We start from the raw sequence: 15,349 nt of genomic DNA, 5'->3' as shown, positions 1-15,349 counted from the left end.
GGCCGGACGACGAGCACAGTCGCCGAGCACACACGACGGGGGCGCCCGGAGATCTCCGGGCGCCCCCGTCGTGTGTGCTCGGCGACTCGGCGTCGCCGTGGGCGGGCGCGGCTCAGCCCACCGTGTCCTCGCGGCGGACCGACAGCAGGTCCTCCAACTGCTCCTCCCGGGCCTGAGCGGCGACGAAGAGCAACTCGTCGCCCGCTTCCAGGGAGTCCTCGCGGGTCGGGGTCAGCACCCGGGTGCCGCGGATGATGGTGACCAGCGAGGTGTCCTCGGGCCACTCCACATCGCCGACCTGGGTACCGGCGAGGGCGGACTCCTCGGGGAGGGTCAGCTCCACGAGGTTGGCGTCGCCGTGGCTGAAGCGCAACAGGCGGACCAGGTCGCCGACGCTGACCGCCTCCTCGACGAGGGCCGACATCAGACGCGGGGTGGAGACGGCGACGTCCACGCCCCAGGACTCGTTGAAGAGCCACTCGTTCTTGGGGTTGTTGACGCGGGCGACGACGCGCGGGACGCCGTACTCCGTCTTGGCGAGCAGCGAGACGACCAGGTTGACCTTGTCGTCGCCCGTCGCGGCGATCACGACGTTGCAGCGCTGGAGGGCCGCCTCGTCCAGGGACGTGATCTCACAGGCGTCGGCGAGCAGCCACTCCGCCTGCGGGACGCGCTCGACCGAGATGGCGGTCGGCGCCTTGTCGACGAGCAGGACCTCGTGGCCGTTCTCCAGCAGTTCGCCCGCGATCGAGCGGCCGACGGCGCCGGCTCCGGCAATGGCGACCCTCATCAGTGACCGCCTTCCTTCGGGCCCTCGGCGAACGACGCCTCGATCTTCTCGACCTCGTCGCTGCGCATCATCACATGCACCAGGTCGCCCTCCTGCAGCACGGTCTGCGAGGTGGGCAGGATGGCCTCGCCGAGGCGGGTCAGGAACGCCACGCGCACGCCCGTCTCCTCCTGCAGCTTGCTGATCTTGTGACCGACCCAGGCGGCGGAGGCGTGCACCTCGGCGAGCTGGACGCCGCCGGTGGGGTCGCGCCACAGCGGCTCCGACCCCGAGGGCAGCAGCCGGCGCAGCATCTGGTCGGCCGTCCAGCGGACGGTGGCCACGGTCGGGATGCCCAGGCGCTGGTAGACCTCGGCGCGGCGAGGGTCGTAGATACGCGCGGCGACGTTCTCGATGCCGAACATCTCGCGGGCGACACGCGCGGCGATGATGTTGGAGTTGTCGCCGCTGGAGACGGCGGCGAACGCGCCGGCCTCCTCGATGCCCGCCTCACGCAGGGTGTCCTGGTCGAAACCGACACCGGTGACCCGGCGGCCGCCGAACGAGGAGCCGAGACGTCGGAAGGCGGTGGGGTCCTGGTCGATCACGGCGACCGTGTGCCCCTGCTGCTCCAGGGTCTGGGCGAGAGCGGAACCCACTCTGCCGCAGCCCATGATGACGATGTGCACGACCGTCCTTCCGAGGTCAGAAATCGCTGGGGTGGCTTGGAGGGTCCGCGCACGATGAGCGTCCGAGGACCCCCTCACAGGGTCTCAGACCGCCGCCCGGGCTACACACGCGCGGGGCACTCCGAGTGCGGGCCGCGCCGTCGGGCGACGGGCGACGGCCCGGGCCACCGTCGCGCGGTCAGCGACGGCTGATGCTCCAGACACTGAGGAAGGTGAGGATTCCGAGGCCGACGACGCTGCCGGCGGCACCGATCAACTCCGCGGTCGTGTGCATGGAACCTCCGAAGGGCTACGGCGAGCGTGGATTGTCATATAGGCATGACGATTGGTGTGCCTGCAGAATCCCCCGTCGCGCCGTGGCCGATTTCACCCGTGAGGCAGACGTGACACGGCATCACCCGGCCGAGGCCGGGGGAGGGTGGGCGGCCCCGTGTTCGAAGGCCTACGATCCTCTGTTGTGTCCAAACTGACCGACGTGCCCAAACGGATCCTGATCGGGCGCGCACTGCGCAGTGATCGGCTCGGAGAAACGCTCCTGCCGAAGCGCATCGCCCTGCCCGTCTTCGCCTCCGACCCGCTGTCCTCCGTGGCATACGCCCCCGGCGAGGTGCTGCTGGTCCTGTCCATCGCGGGCGTGTCGGCCTACCACTTCAGCCCGTGGATCGCGCTCGCGGTCGTCGTCCTGATGTTCACGGTGGTCGCCTCCTACCGGCAGAACGTCCACGCCTACCCCAGCGGCGGCGGCGACTACGAGGTGGCCAACACCAACCTCGGCCCCAAGGCCGGCCTGACCGTCGCGAGCGCGCTGCTCGTCGACTACGTCCTGACCGTCGCCGTCTCCATCTCCTCCGGCATCGAGAACCTGGGCTCCGCGATCCCCTTCGTCGTCGAGCACAAGGTGATCTGCGCCGTCGCCGTCGTCGTGCTGCTGACCCTGATGAACCTGCGGGGCGTCAAGGAGTCCGGCAAGCTCTTCGCGATCCCCACGTACGTGTTCGTCGCCGGCGTCTTCATCATGATCGCCTGGGGGGCCTTCCGCGGGCTCGTCCTCGACGACACGATGCGGGCGCCGACGGCTCAGTACACCGTCAAGGCCGAACACCAGGGCCTCGCCGGCTTCGCGCTGGTCTTCCTGCTGCTGCGCGCCTTCTCCTCCGGCTGCGCCGCACTCACCGGCGTCGAGGCGATCTCCAACGGCGTCCCGGCGTTCCGCAAGCCCAAGTCGAAGAACGCGGCGACCACGCTCGCGGCGATGGGCCTGCTGGCCGTCACCATGTTCTGCGGCATCATCGTCCTGGCCCTGGTCACCGACGTCCGCATGGCCGAGAACCCGGCCGCCGACCTGCTGAAGAACGGTGTCGCGGTCGGCGCCGACTACGTGCAGAACCCGGTGATCACGCAGGTCGCCGAGGCGGTCTTCGGCAAGGGCAGCTTCTTCTTCATCGTGCTCGCGGCGGCCACCGCCCTGGTGCTGTTCCTGGCGGCGAACACCGCCTACAACGGCTTCCCCGTCCTCGGCTCGATCCTCGCCCAGGACCGCTACCTGCCCCGCCAGCTGCACACCCGCGGCGACCGGCTCGCCTTCTCCAACGGCATCGTGCTGCTGGCCGGCGCGGCGGTACTGCTGATCTGCATCTACGGCGCCGACTCCACCCGCCTGATCCAGCTGTACATCGTCGGCGTGTTCGTGTCGTTCACCCTCAGCCAGACCGGCATGGTCCGGCACTGGAACCGCCACCTGACGACCGAGACCGACCCCGACAAGCGCCGCCACATGATCCGCTCCCGTGCGATCAACACCTTCGGCGCCTTCTTCACCGGCCTGGTCCTCGTCGTCGTCCTCGTCACCAAGTTCACCCACGGCGCCTGGGTCGCCCTGCTCGGCATGGTGATCTTCTACGGCACGATGACCGCGATCCGCCGGCACTACGACGGCGTCTCCGCGGAACTCGCCGCGCCCGAGGGCCCGAGCGACGACAGCGTCCGCCCCTCCCGCGTCCACTCGGTGCTGCTCATCTCCAAGATCCACCGTCCGACGCTGCGCGCCCTCGCCTACGCCAAGCTGATGCGCTCCGACACCCTGGAGGCGCTCACCGTCAACGTCGACCCGGCCGAGACGAAGGCGCTGCGCGAGGAATGGGAACGGCGCGGCATCGACGTACCGCTGAAGGTCCTCGACTCCCCGTACCGGGAGGTCACGCGGCCGGTCATCGAGTACGTCAAGAGCCTGCGCCGGGAGTCGCCGCGTGACGCGGTGTCCGTGATCATCCCCGAGTACGTGGTCGGCCACTGGTACGAGCACTTCCTGCACAACCAGAGCGCCCTGCGGCTCAAGGGCCGGCTGCTGTTCACGCCGGGCGTCATGGTCACGTCCGTCCCGTACCAGCTGCAGTCCTCCGAGGCGGCCAAGAAGCGGGCCCGCAGGCAGCAGGACTGGAGCGCGCCGGGATCGGTCCGGCGCGGTCCGGCGGACGCGGGGCGGGCGAAGGAGTCGTCCGACACCAAGAGCTGACCGCCCCCGCGCACAGCACCCCGGTCAACGGCCGGACGGCGCCCACGTAGACTGGTGGGCTGTTGTCCGGCCGTTCGTCCACCCTCGTCCCTGGAGTCACCCCGCCATGCAGGAAGAACCGAAGAAGACGCTGGTGGGGACCGAGTACGAGGTCGAGATCGGCCCCGTCGCCCACGGCGGCCACTGCATCGCCCGCACCGACGAGGGCCAGGTGCTGTTCGTCCGGCACACCCTTCCCGGTGAGCGGGTCGTGGCCCGGGTGACGGAGGGTGAGGAGGGCGCCCGCTTCCTGCGTGCGGACGCCGTGCGGATCCTGGAGGCGTCCAAGGACCGGGTCGAGGCGCCCTGCCCGTTCTCCGGCCCCGGCCGCTGCGGCGGCTGCGACTGGCAGCACGCCAAGCCGGGCGCACAGCGCCGGATGAAGGGCGAGGTCATCGCCGAGCAGCTCCAGCGGCTCGCCGGCCTCACTCCCGAGGAGGCCGGCTGGGACGGCACCGTGATGCCGGCCGAGGGCGACAAGCTGCCGCCCGGTGAGGTGCCCGCGTGGCGGACGCGCGTGCAGTACGCCGTCGACGCCGAGGGCCACGCCGGTCTGCGCAAGCACCGCTCTCACGAGGTGGAGCGGATCGACCACTGCATGATCGCCGCGCCGGGCGTGGACGAGCTCGGCATCGAGAAGCGCGAGTGGACCGGCATGGAGTCGGTCGAGGCGATCGCGGCGACGGGTTCCCAGGACCGCCAGGTGATCCTGACGCCCCGGCCGGGCGCACGTCTGCCGATCGTCGAACTGGACCGGCCGGTGTCGGTCATGCGCGTCGGGGAGAAGGACGGCGGCGTCCACCGCGTCCACGGCCGCCCCTTCGTCCGCGAACGCGCCGACGGCCGGACGCACCGCGTCGGCAGCGGCGGCTTCTGGCAGGTGCACCCGAAGGCGGCGGACACGCTGGTGACGGCGGTCATGCAGGGCCTGCTGCCCCGCAAGGGCGAGACGGCCCTCGACCTCTACTGCGGCGTGGGCCTGTTCGCCGGCGCCCTCGCCGACCGCCTGGGTGAGGCGGGCGCGGTCCTCGGCATCGAGTCCGGCAAGCGCGCGGTCGAGGACGCCCGCCACAACCTCGCCGACTTCCCCCGCGTCCGCGTGGAACAGGGCAAGGTCGAGACCGTCCTCCCGCGCACGGGCATCACCGACGTCGACCTCATCGTCCTGGACCCGCCCCGCGCCGGCGCGGGCCGCACGACGGTGACCCACCTCGCCTCCCTCGGCGCCCGCAGGATCGCCTACGTCGCCTGCGACCCGGCGGCCCTGTCCCGAGACCTGGCGTACTTCCGCGAGGGCGGCTACCGGGTGCGGACGCTGCGGGCGTTCGATCTGTTCCCGATGACGTCGCACGTGGAGTGCTTGGCAATTCTTGAACCCACAGAAAAAGGCTTCTGACCTGCGCTTCTTTGGTGCCTGTTGGTTGCGTGCGGGGTAGGCCGACCTGTTTTCAGGAATGCACTACGTGGAAAGTGTCCTGCTTCAGGGGAGTGGGTTTGACCTGCGACTTCGTGGGCGTCTCGGGGGATGATGCAAGCGTTCCCCACACTCTGTAGGGCATAACGGGAAACCGTCTCGACGCTCATTTGACGCTGCTTCCGACGGAGCGTCAGGTGGGCGGTCAGCTGGTCTGGCTGGTCGTGGCTCGCCCGACCTACTCGCCTGCGACTGCTCTGTCCCGCGTCGGGACAGCCGACCCTGTCCTCGTCGGGGGTGGCTCCGCCTGCCACAGGACGCGGGCGGGATCCACCGGCCGCCTCCGGGGGCGGCTCGTCGCCGTCAGCCGGTGAGGGGAGGCGACCGGCAGGTAGTGGTCGGCGTCGCGACCCAGGGGGGCCAGGGGCTGTGCCGACGAGGGCGCGCGTCCGGGTTCTGCCAAGCGCCGACCTGTCGACGCCAATGGGCTCATGCTGTCGCTGCGCGCAGGGCATGTCAGGACGGTGGGGGGAAGCGGACGGCGAGCAGGGCCCGGTCGTCGGGGAATGCCGCCTCGGGCTGGTGGTGCAGGAAGCGGTCGCACAGGTCGGCGATGTCCAGGCTGCTGGTGGTGTGGGCGAGCTCGGTCAGTCGCCGCATGCCGATGGCGAGGTCTTCGCGGCGGCGCTCGATCAGCCCGTCGGTGTACAGCAGGAGCGTGTCGCTCTCGGCCACGGTGGTGACGGCCTGCCGGTAGCGGATGCCCCGGACGGGGCCGAGGGGTGGGGAGGTGGCCTGGTCGAGGTAGGTGCTGGAGCCGTCGGCGTGGATGAGCAGCGGTGGGGGGTGGCCGGCGGTGGCGTAGGTCAGGGTGCGGGTGCGGCGATCGAAGACCAGGTAGCAGGCGGTGGCCATCCGCTGCGGGTGATAGCGGCCGAGGAAGGTGTTGACTTCGTCCAGGACGGCGGCAGGGTTGGTGCCGCAGCGGGGCACGATGTTGCGCAGGGCGGCGGTGACCTGTGCCATGACGGTCGCTTCGTGCAGTCCGTGGCCGGCGACGTCGCCGATGCTCAGGCCGATGTGATCGGCGTCCACGTCGTAGACGTCGTACCAGTCGCCGCCGACCGAGAGCAGGTCACTGCCCGGGGCGTAGCAGGTGGCCGTCTCCAGGCCGGGAAGCTGCGGCAACTGGGGCAGCAAACTGAGTTGCAGGCGTTCGGCGACCCGGTGCTCGTGCTCGTGCAGACCGGCTCGGCGCAGAGCCTGGGCGATCTGCTGGGCCACCGCTGTCACATGCTCGGGAGCGGTCGAGTCGTCTGAGCCGTAGACGATCAGCATGCCCAGTTGGACGCCGTCCGCCTCCAGGGACAGGGCAAAGGGAACCGCGTCCGCGGCTTCATCGGGGAACGGGCCGTCCGAGGAAGAGGGCCGATCCAGGTCGGTCCAGCCGCCCGCGCCGGCCGGAAGGCCGTTGTCCTCCGGCTGCAGGGGCGGAACCAGCCGCGCCGAGTGCAGATAGAGCTCCGCCGCTGTGGCCCCCAGGGCGGCCGGCGCCACGTCCCTGACGGCGTGGGAAACCTGGGCGAGGGTGATCGCTCCGGCCAGGGCGGCTGTCAGGTCGTACAGGTGCTGCAACTGGGCGCGGGCGGCCTGTTCGGCGGCCAGCAGCCGCGTCCGGTCGACCTCGGTGGCCCGGCGGAACGCCACCTCCCGGTTCAGCGCCTCCACCTGCTGGCTGAGCACGACGAACCCGTCGGACGCTCCGGCCTCGACGAGATGCAGTTGCAGAGCCGGCTGTGGGCCGTCCCACCAGGTGGCCCGTGCCCCGTGACAGCGAAACCGCCGTATGCGGCCGTCGGCGTCCTTGAGGACCAGCGCGCCGGGCACGGGACTTCCGCTCCGTAGCCACACAGCCAACTGCTGACGCAACTGCGTGGTGTCGTCCGGCCGTAGGTCGAACACGCTGGCGCCCGGGCGCAGCCGGTCGTCGCAGCGGACGGCTGCGGGGTTGGCGGCCAGGACGCGGCCGTCGGCCCCGCAGAGCAGCACCGGATGGGGCAGCGGTCTGGTGATGGCCCGGAAGAGGCCAAGGGTCATGGAGCCACAGCCCGGTCGCCGAAGTACTCACGGCCGTTCACCGTCTCGACGTCCACGTCGGGGACCAGGTGCACCACCACACGGCAGCCCGCGTCGCCGCGGGCGATGGTCTCCTCCAACTCCACCCGCGCGTAGCCCAGATTGCGGGCGGCGACGGTGCCGAAGACGTTGGACGTCATCATGCACATCGACTCCCGGCCCACCACCTTCTCCGCGAACGGGCACACCCGGTTGCCCAGCACGATCTTCGTCTCGTCGTGCTCGGTGACGTAGAAGTCACCCTTGATACGGCGCTTGAGGTCCACGAGCGCCTCGGCGACCTGCTCACCCGTGAGCCGGTCGGTTCCCAGTGCCTTGAGGTACATCTCGTCGATCTGCGTGCCGACGGCCTGCCCCACCAGGCTGACGTAGCCGGACGCCTCCTCCAGGCCGACCACCGACTCCAGCGACGTCGCCAGCTCGCGTACCAACGTCCGCAGGAACACATCACGGTCCAGAGGAATCTCCACATCCGAAACCTGTTCCATGCCGGTTCCCCTCGCCCTCGGGCCCCGGCAGCATCCCGCCGGCGTGACCTCATGTCGTGTGACGGGAAGATTCTGCCAGCGGCCTCCCGCCCGTCACCACCAGTGCCGGCGACAGCGGCGATCAACCCTTCACAGGATCAGCCCGTCACCCGACGGACACAGAGGGTTCACCAGGCAGGCAGGGGTAACCCGACAGACGACTGTGACCGGCTGTACGCAGCGCCAGCCGGTGGCAGACCAGGGCCGCCACCCAGGCCGGAGGAACCGCGTGAACAGCGAACCGACCATCCCATCCTGCGAGTCGCGTCTCCCCGCCGTCACGGCGAGCATCGCGGCCGGCCGGCACTGGGTCCGCGACTGCGTGGAAGGTTTCTGCGGCCCGCTGCACCAGCACCGGATGATCCAGACCGCTGAACTACTCGTCTCGGAACTGATCACCAATGCCATCCGCCACGGCGCCGGCCCGCCTCTGATCCGACTCACCTGGAATGGCCGGCTGCTACGTATCGCGGTCAGTGACTACAGCGACCGCTGGCCGCGCCTGCGTGTCACCAAGAACACCGAGCCCGGCGGCTTCGGCATGCAGCTCCTCGAACGGCTCGCGCACCGCTGGGGCGTCACCCCGCGCCACCCCGGCAAAACGGTCTGGGCCGAACTCAGTCTCGCTCCCTGAGATCGCCCTCCCCCTGGGGCGTGAGTCAGCATGGGCGGCTACTACGGAGGACACCCACTCGGTCGCATGAGCTCCACCAGCTCGCCACAGCGGGACCCGTGCAGGCCAGGCGCCCGGCCCGCTTCCCTCGCTTGGCCGGACCGGGCGTCCGCGGTGTCTGACCGGGTATCGTGCAAGGTGATCGGTGGAGCCGTCGTGCGGCCGAGCCCGGGGAACCGGGGGGCAAGAGCGTGGATGTCGTACCTGGCGTGAGCGGGTCCCCCGCCGTGCCGCCACGTGACGCGGTACTGCAGGTCGATCCGTTGCCTGACAGTTCGGGGCTGGGGGCGATAGGGGAGCTCAGCATGAACACACGGTCCGTTTGGCAGCAGGCGCGGAATCAGCTGGTCGAGCGTCGCACGGATGTGCTGCATGTGGATCTGTCCCGGGTGAGGTTCTTGGATGTGGCCGGTGTGACGGACCTGGCGGTCACCGCCCAGCATCTGCCCGAGGGTCAGCGGATCGTGCTTCACCGCACCGCCGCAGTGGCCACGCATCCTCGAGCGGCTTCCACTGCCCGGTCCCGCCGGCTCGGCGGGGCCGGTCGCTGGCCGCGCCGTCCCACCAGCTGTTGACGCCTATCAGCGGCATCAGGTGCTGAAGACATCGCAGCGGAACTCTTTCCCCGTGTCCCGCGTCTGGACAGCCGCACCTACGGGTGCCGGGACGCTCTCCGCCTGCCGCTGATACCGCGCTCTGCGATCGGCCGTGATCTCGGTGCGCGCCGACCGAGGAGACGGAGATGTCCATCGGCTGCGGAGGGCACCGTCCGCACCAACCAGGTACGGGCCTCCCTCTGTGCCACGCGAGCGGCACGATCCGCCAGCTGCTCCTACGGCGGCGGCCGGTCGCGGTCAGCTGAGGGGGGAGGAGGCCGGCAGGTCCTGGTCGGCGGCCCAGGAGGCGAGGATGCGCAGTCGTTCGTGGGTGGGGGAGCCCGGGGCGGCGGTCCAGACGGTGAGGTGCTGGTCGGGGTCGGTGTTGGCGGTGAGGGTGTCCCAGTCCAGGACGAGTTCGCCGACGACCGGATGGTTGAGGGTCTTCGTGCCGACGGTGCGGGCGGCGACGTGGTGTTCGCCCCACCATCGGGCGAACTCCTTGTCGCGCAGGGATAGTTCACCGACCAGTTCGATCAGGCGGGGGTCCTCGGGATACTTCGCGGCTTCCATCCGCAGCTGGGCGACGGCGATCTGCGCCGAGGTCTCCCAGTCGGCGTACAGGTTGCGCATCGCGGGAGTGGTGAAGATGATCCGCGGATAGTTGCGGTGCTTTTCCGGGACGCGGGAGAAGTCGGTGACCAGCGCGGCGGCCAGCGCGTTCCAGGCCAGGATGTCGCCGCGCCGGCCCTGCACGATGGCCGGGGTGGCGGTGAGGTCGTCCAGGACACGCTGGAGCTGCGGCTGTACCTTCTGCCGGCCTCGGCGCCGGGCGCGGGTGGTGGTCTTGCCCGCGAGCTGGAAGAGGTAGCCGCGCTCGTCGTCATCCAGATGGAGCACCCGGGCGAGGACATCCAGCACGGGCGCCGATGCCTGCATGCGGCCCTGTTCGAGTCTGGTGTAGTAGTCGGTGCTGATGCTGGCGAGCTGGGCGACCTCCTCGCGGCGCAGCCCGGCAACCCGGCGGGGCTTGCCGGTTTCGGGCAGTCCGACCGCGCGGGGGCCCAGCTCGGAGCGGCGCTTCTTGAGGAATTCTCCCAGCTCATTGAGGGGGACGTTGGCGGTCATGCTTCCCAGCATGACACCGATTCCACCCGGGAAAGGGGGGAGAATTTACTCCCAGGATGTTCTCATCCCAGGATGAATTTCTCCGCTTTTCGTGCTTGCCCTCGCGTGTGAGGCTCGATGTCGAGCAGCCGATCGCGATCACCGGCTGTGCGCTCACCGATCCTCGCACCGAAGGAAGCCCCCCATGCGCGGAGCAGTCATCTATGCCCCCGGCGACGCCCGCTTCGAGAACTCGACGACCCGAAGATCCTCAACCCGGCAGACGCGATCATTCGCACGGCCGCCACCTGTGTGTGCGGCTCGGACCTGCGGCCCTAGCGCGGCGCGGAACCCATCGGCGACCCGCACCCGAGTGCGTGGGCATCGTCGAGGAGGTCGGCAGCGAGCTCGCCAACGTCAAGCCGGGCCAGTTCGTGGTCGGCTCCTTCGCCACCTCGGACAACACCTGCGTGAACTGCCGTAACGGCTGGCAGTCGTCTTGTCTGCACCGCGAGTTCACGAGCACCTGCCAGGCCGACTACGTGCGCATCCCCAACGCTCACGGCACCCTCGTCGCCACCGACGAGCACCCGGACGCCGAGTTCGTGCCGAGCCTGCTCGCCGTGTTCGACGTGCTGGGCACCGGCTGGTACGCCGCCCTCGCCGCCGAGGTGAAGCCCGGCCCGATGGCCGTGGTCGTCGGGGACGGAGCGGTCGGCCTGTGCGGCGTCATCGCCGCCACGGAACTCGGCGCCGAGCGGATCATCGCCATGAGCCGGCACGAGTCCCGCCAGCGGCTCGCCCTGGAGTTCGGCGCCACCGACATCGTCAGCGAACGCGGCGACGAAGGCATCGCCCGCGTCAAGGACCTCTGCCCGACCTGATCGACCGCGTCCTGTCCGGCCGGATCAACCTGGGCAAGGTCTTCGACCTCACCCTGCCCCTGGACCAGGTCGCCGAGGGCTACAAGGCCATGGACGAGCGCCGCGCCATCAAGGCGCTCCTCAAGCCCTGCCCCCCTCGTGACCGGCTGCCCCCTGTCAAGCGCCACAGAAGTGAGACAAGAATGCCTGCAGTAGACAACTACATCTTCGACTTGGACGAGAACGTCACCCGCAAGCCGGTGTCGTACGAGAACAGGTACGGGATCACCATCTCCGCGGACCTCTACCAGCCGAAGGACTTCGACGCCTCGCAGGAACACCCCGCGATCATCGTCGGCGCGCCGTACGGCGGCGTGAAGGAGCAGGGCCCGGGCATCTACGCCCAGAACCTGGCCCGGCGCGGATTCGTGGCCCTCGCCTTCGACCCCTCCTACAACGGCTACAGCGGCGGCGACCCGCGACACGTCTCCTCCGCCGACGTCTTCACCGAGGACTTCCATGCGGCCGTCGACTACCTGGGCACCCGTGACTTCGTGGACCGGGACCGTATCGGCGTCGTCGGCATGTGCGGCAGCGGCGGCTTCGCGCTCGGCGCGGCCCAGGTCGACCGGCGCATCAAGGCGGTCGCCACGGTCGTCATGTACGACATCGCCCGGATCGCCTCGGAGGGCTGGCAGGGTTCTCTCACCGCGGAGGAGCGAGGCGGAATGCTCGACGCGATCGCCGAGCAGCGGTACGCGGACTTCGAGGCCAACGCCCCCGCCCTGACCCCGCGCGGCGCGCCCATCGGATTCGACGAGAACACCAACCCGGTCGGCCGTGAGTTCGGCGAGTTCTACTCCACTCCCCGGGGCTACCACCCGAACTCCATCACCCAGTTCACGCTGACGAGCAGCATGTCGCTGATGAACTTTCCGCTGCTGTCGAAGATCGAGTGGATTTCGCCGCGACCCATCCTGTTCGTCGTCGGCGAGAACGCCCACTCGCGGTACTTCAGCGAGGACGCCTACGAACTCGCGTCCGAGCCCAAGGAGTTCTACGCCGTCCCGAACGCCGGCCACGTCGATCTGTACGACAGGACGGACCTGATCCCGTTCGACAAGCTGGAGGAGTTCTTCAGCAAGAACCTCGCCTGATCGCACGCCGCCCTCGCGTACGGCCGCACCGGACGGCGCCGGGCGCACATCGTCCCTGCCTCGGTTCCCTCCCGCCCAGCATCCACACCGTCGGGCCCGCATCACGGTAGCGCGAATGCGGGCGGGAGCCACCGCCTCACACAAGGAACGACGAACCCCATGACGACCTTCGCTCTCATCGGCGCCGGCCCGGGACTCGGGCTGGCCACCGCTCGCCGCTTCGGAAGCGCCGGCCACGCCGTCGCCCTCATCGCCCGCAACGCCGAGCGTCTGGAGGAGATGACCACCGAGCTGGCCCGTGACGGTTTTCAGGCGCGAGGTTTCCCCGCCGACGTCCTCGACATCGAGTCACTGGACGCGGCCCTGTACGCGGCCTCCAAGGACCTTGGCCCCATCGAGATCCTCCAGTACAGCCCGGTGCCGCGCGCCGACTTCATGAAGCCGGTCCTCGACACCGGCGCCGACGACCTGGACGCGCCGCTCGCCTTCTCCCTCAACGGCCCCGTCGCCGCCGTGAACGCCGTTCTGCCCGGCATGCGCGAACTCGGCCGCGGCACCCTGCTGTTCGTCAACGGCTCCAGCGCCGTACGCCCCAACCCGACGGTCGCCGGCACCTCGATCGCCTTCGCCGCCGAGAGCGCCTACGCCCGCATGCTCCACGACACGCTGGCCGCGGAGAACATCCACGCCGCCCAGCTGATCATCCCCGGAGCCATCCGGCCCGACGCCGAGCACAGCAGCCCCGACGCCTTGGCCCGGTGCCTGTACGACATCCACCAGCAGCGGGACGGCTTCCGCCACTACTCCGAACCCCTGCCCGACTAGCCACAGGACGACCTCGTGAACCCCGCGCCCCCTCGCGCTCTCGCGCGCGTGGTCCCGGCCGCCGCCCTGCTGCTGGTCGTGACCGCCTGCACCAACGATTCCTCCTCATCCTCCTCATCCTCCTCTTCCTTCTCCTCTCCTTCCGAGCCCGCGTCGCCGCAGGCTTCGACAGCTGCGGCCGCCACCACCTCACCCGGCAGGACAACCGCCATGAACATCCGGCTCACGCTCAACGGCCAGCACGTCGCCGCCACCTGGAACGACAGCCCCACCGCCCGCGACTTCGCCGCCCAGCTCCCCCTCACCCTGTCCCTGCGCGACTTCAACCAGGCCGAGAAGATCGCCGACCTGCCGCGAAAGCTGTCCACCTCCGGCGCCCCGGAAGGCGCCGACCCCGAGGTCGGTGACCTGGCGTATTACGCGCCCTGGAACCAGCTCGCCGCCTACTACCGCGGCGCCCCCTACGCGGCCGGCCTGATCCCCCTCGGGCACATGGCCGACGGCGGCACCGAGCAGCTCGCCACCGCCGACGAGATCACCATCGAAGCGGCGCCCTGACCCACCCCACCTCTCGCCGTCACGGAGAGCAGCCGAAAGAAAGAGAGAGAAGATCCTCCCCTTTTCGCCCGTTCCGTTCCATGGAACCGTCGAAAACCTGGCTGCGCCGTCCGTCCATCCGCCGTGACGACTTCAGCCGCCCCGCGATCCGGCGAAATCCACGAAAGGAGAGACCACACGTATGCCTTCCGCATCCGGGACCACCCCCGGCAAGCTTCCCTTCGTCGTCTGGGTGCTCGCCGCCGGCACGTTCCTGATGGGGACCACCGAGTTCGTCGTCGCCGGACTGCTGCCGGAGCTGGCCGGTGACCTCGGAGTCAGCGTCTCCCACGCCGGCCTGCTGATCACCGCCTTCGCCGTCGGCATGATCATCGGCGCACCCACCATGGCCATGGCGACCCTGCGCCTGCCTCAGCGCCGGACGCTGGTCCTGGCCCTGTCCGTGTTCTGCCTCGGACATCTGGTCGCCGCCCTCAGCGCGTCCTTCACGATCGTTCTCGTGGCCCGTGTCGTCACGGCCCTTGCCACCGGTGCGTTCTGGTCAGTCGGGTTCGTCGTCGCCACCAGCGCCGCGGGCCCGCGCAGCGCCATCCGGGCCACGGGCGTCATGATCGGCGGCCTGACCTTGGCCAACGTCGTCGGCGTGCCGGTCGGCTCCTTCGCCGGACAGTTCACCGGCTGGCGCGGCCCCTTCTGGGCCCTGGCCGTCCTGTCCGGGCTCGCCGCCGTGTTCATCGGGCGCTTCATCCCGGCCCAGGAGGAGCGCGCCGAGGTGTCCATGCGGGCCGAGGTCGAGGCTCTGCGGCACGGCAGGCTGTGGCTGGCGCTGGGCGCCGCGATGCTGATCATGGGCGGTGTGCTGGCGACGTACACCTATGTCACGCCGCTGCTGACCGACCGCGCGGGTATCCCCGAAGGCGCCGTACCGCTCGTCCTGATCGCCTTCGGTGTCGGCGCGCTGGGCGGCACCACCACGGGAGGCCGCCTGGGCGACCGACGTCCGACGGTCACCACCATCACGGCCGCCGCGGCCACCGCCCTGGTCCTGCTCCTGATGATCCCGCTGTCCGGCAACCCGGTGACGGCCACCCTGCTCGTCTTCCTCATGGGTCTGACCGGCTTCACGGTCAACCCGGTCGTCACCGCGCTTGCCATGCGCTTCGCCGGCGACGCCCCCACCCTCACCTCGGCGCTGACCACCTCCGCCTTCAACACCGGTATCGCCGCGGGCTCGGCGATTGCCGGTACGGCCCTGGACTCCTCCCTCGGCCTGACCGGGCCGTCCCTGGTCGGCACCGTCATGGCCGCCCTCACACTGCTGCCCCTGAGCGCCCTCGCCGTCCACGGCAGTTCTCGCAAGGGCCGCATCGTGGCCCGGAGCAGCGCTCCCACTCAGACGCGACACGACGAACCCGCGCAGGTGTCGTCGCAGCACTGACTCAAGCCCGGATCCGCGTCCTGCCGATCCGAACCCGACGACGTAC

General features: G+C 70.0%; 12 protein-coding genes and 1 pseudogene. 8 read left to right on the top strand and 5 right to left on the bottom strand.

The window, feature by feature from the left end; genetic code table 11:
• Positions 1-112: 112 nt before the first annotated feature.
• On the bottom strand, positions 113-790 hold the full coding sequence (locus EV567_RS09300) for a TrkA family potassium uptake protein (protein WP_130438173.1): 678 nt from the start codon (positions 788-790) through the stop codon (positions 113-115).
• Positions 790-1,458 carry a TrkA family potassium uptake protein gene (locus tag EV567_RS09295; RefSeq protein WP_130438172.1) on the bottom strand — a complete coding sequence of 223 codons (669 nt, stop codon included), beginning with the start codon at positions 1,456-1,458 and terminating at the stop codon, positions 790-792. The genes EV567_RS09300 and EV567_RS09295 overlap by 1 nt, the downstream gene beginning before the upstream one ends.
• 457 nt (positions 1,459-1,915) lie before the next feature.
• On the opposite strand from EV567_RS09295, the gene EV567_RS09290 reads away from it, so the two are divergent.
• Together EV567_RS09290 and EV567_RS09285 are read left to right on the top strand one after the other, a co-directional pair.
• Positions 1,916-3,970 (top strand): APC family permease, encoded by a 2,055-nt coding sequence (locus tag EV567_RS09290; protein ID WP_130438171.1) that lies wholly within the window; start codon positions 1,916-1,918, stop codon positions 3,968-3,970.
• A gap of 106 nt (positions 3,971-4,076) precedes the next feature.
• A complete protein-coding gene (locus EV567_RS09285) occupies positions 4,077-5,405 on the top strand; it encodes a class I SAM-dependent RNA methyltransferase (protein WP_130438170.1) in 1,329 nt (442 codons plus the stop codon).
• 534 nt (positions 5,406-5,939) lie between these two features.
• Here EV567_RS09285 and EV567_RS09280 read toward each other — a convergent pair.
• Together EV567_RS09280 and EV567_RS09275 are read right to left on the bottom strand one after the other, a co-directional pair.
• A complete protein-coding gene (locus EV567_RS09280; protein ID WP_130438169.1) occupies positions 5,940-7,520 on the bottom strand; it encodes a SpoIIE family protein phosphatase in 1,581 nt (526 codons plus the stop codon).
• Positions 7,517-8,047: a methanogen output domain 1-containing protein gene (locus EV567_RS09275; RefSeq protein WP_130438168.1), complete on the bottom strand. Its 531-nt coding sequence runs from the start codon at positions 8,045-8,047 to the stop codon at positions 7,517-7,519. The genes EV567_RS09280 and EV567_RS09275 overlap by 4 nt, the downstream gene beginning before the upstream one ends.
• A gap of 268 nt (positions 8,048-8,315) precedes the next feature.
• Between EV567_RS09275 and EV567_RS09270 the strand changes: the two genes are divergently transcribed.
• On the top strand, positions 8,316-8,720 hold the full coding sequence (locus EV567_RS09270; protein WP_130438167.1) for an ATP-binding protein: 405 nt from the start codon (positions 8,316-8,318) through the stop codon (positions 8,718-8,720).
• An 893-nt stretch (positions 8,721-9,613) separates the two neighbouring features.
• On the opposite strand, the gene EV567_RS09260 is transcribed toward EV567_RS09270, so the two are convergent.
• The gene (locus EV567_RS09260; protein ID WP_130438166.1) at positions 9,614-10,495 is read right to left on the bottom strand and encodes a helix-turn-helix domain-containing protein; all 882 of its coding nucleotides are present in this window, start codon (positions 10,493-10,495) and stop codon (positions 9,614-9,616) included.
• A gap of 172 nt (positions 10,496-10,667) precedes the next feature.
• On the opposite strand from EV567_RS09260, the pseudogene EV567_RS09255 reads away from it, so the two are divergent.
• The 5 genes and pseudogenes from EV567_RS09255 to EV567_RS09235 all read left to right on the top strand — a co-directional run.
• A pseudogene (locus EV567_RS09255) lies at positions 10,668-11,474 on the top strand (alcohol dehydrogenase catalytic domain-containing protein); the annotation flags it as partial.
• Positions 11,475-11,528: 54 nt separating this feature from the next.
• Positions 11,529-12,482, top strand: a complete 954-nt coding sequence (locus EV567_RS09250) for an alpha/beta hydrolase (RefSeq protein ID WP_130438336.1) — start codon at positions 11,529-11,531, stop codon at positions 12,480-12,482.
• A gap of 159 nt (positions 12,483-12,641) precedes the next feature.
• Positions 12,642-13,307 carry an SDR family NAD(P)-dependent oxidoreductase gene (locus EV567_RS09245; RefSeq protein ID WP_130438165.1) on the top strand — a complete coding sequence of 222 codons (666 nt, stop codon included), beginning with the start codon at positions 12,642-12,644 and terminating at the stop codon, positions 13,305-13,307.
• Positions 13,308-13,517: 210 nt separating this feature from the next.
• Entirely contained in the window at positions 13,518-13,865 is a 348-nt protein-coding gene (locus EV567_RS28075) for a cyclophilin-like fold protein (RefSeq protein ID WP_165430333.1), read from the top strand.
• A gap of 181 nt (positions 13,866-14,046) precedes the next feature.
• On the top strand, positions 14,047-15,303 hold the full coding sequence (locus EV567_RS09235; protein ID WP_130438163.1) for an MFS transporter: 1,257 nt from the start codon (positions 14,047-14,049) through the stop codon (positions 15,301-15,303).
• The last annotated feature ends 46 nt before the right edge of the window (positions 15,304-15,349 follow it).

Origin of the sequence: Streptomyces sp. BK239 (assembly GCF_004217285.1) — a bacterium.
Lineage (GTDB): Bacteria > Actinomycetota > Actinomycetes > Streptomycetales > Streptomycetaceae > Streptomyces.
Note: the sequence above shows the minus strand (reverse complement) of the source record. Positions and strands in the feature narration are given on the sequence as shown.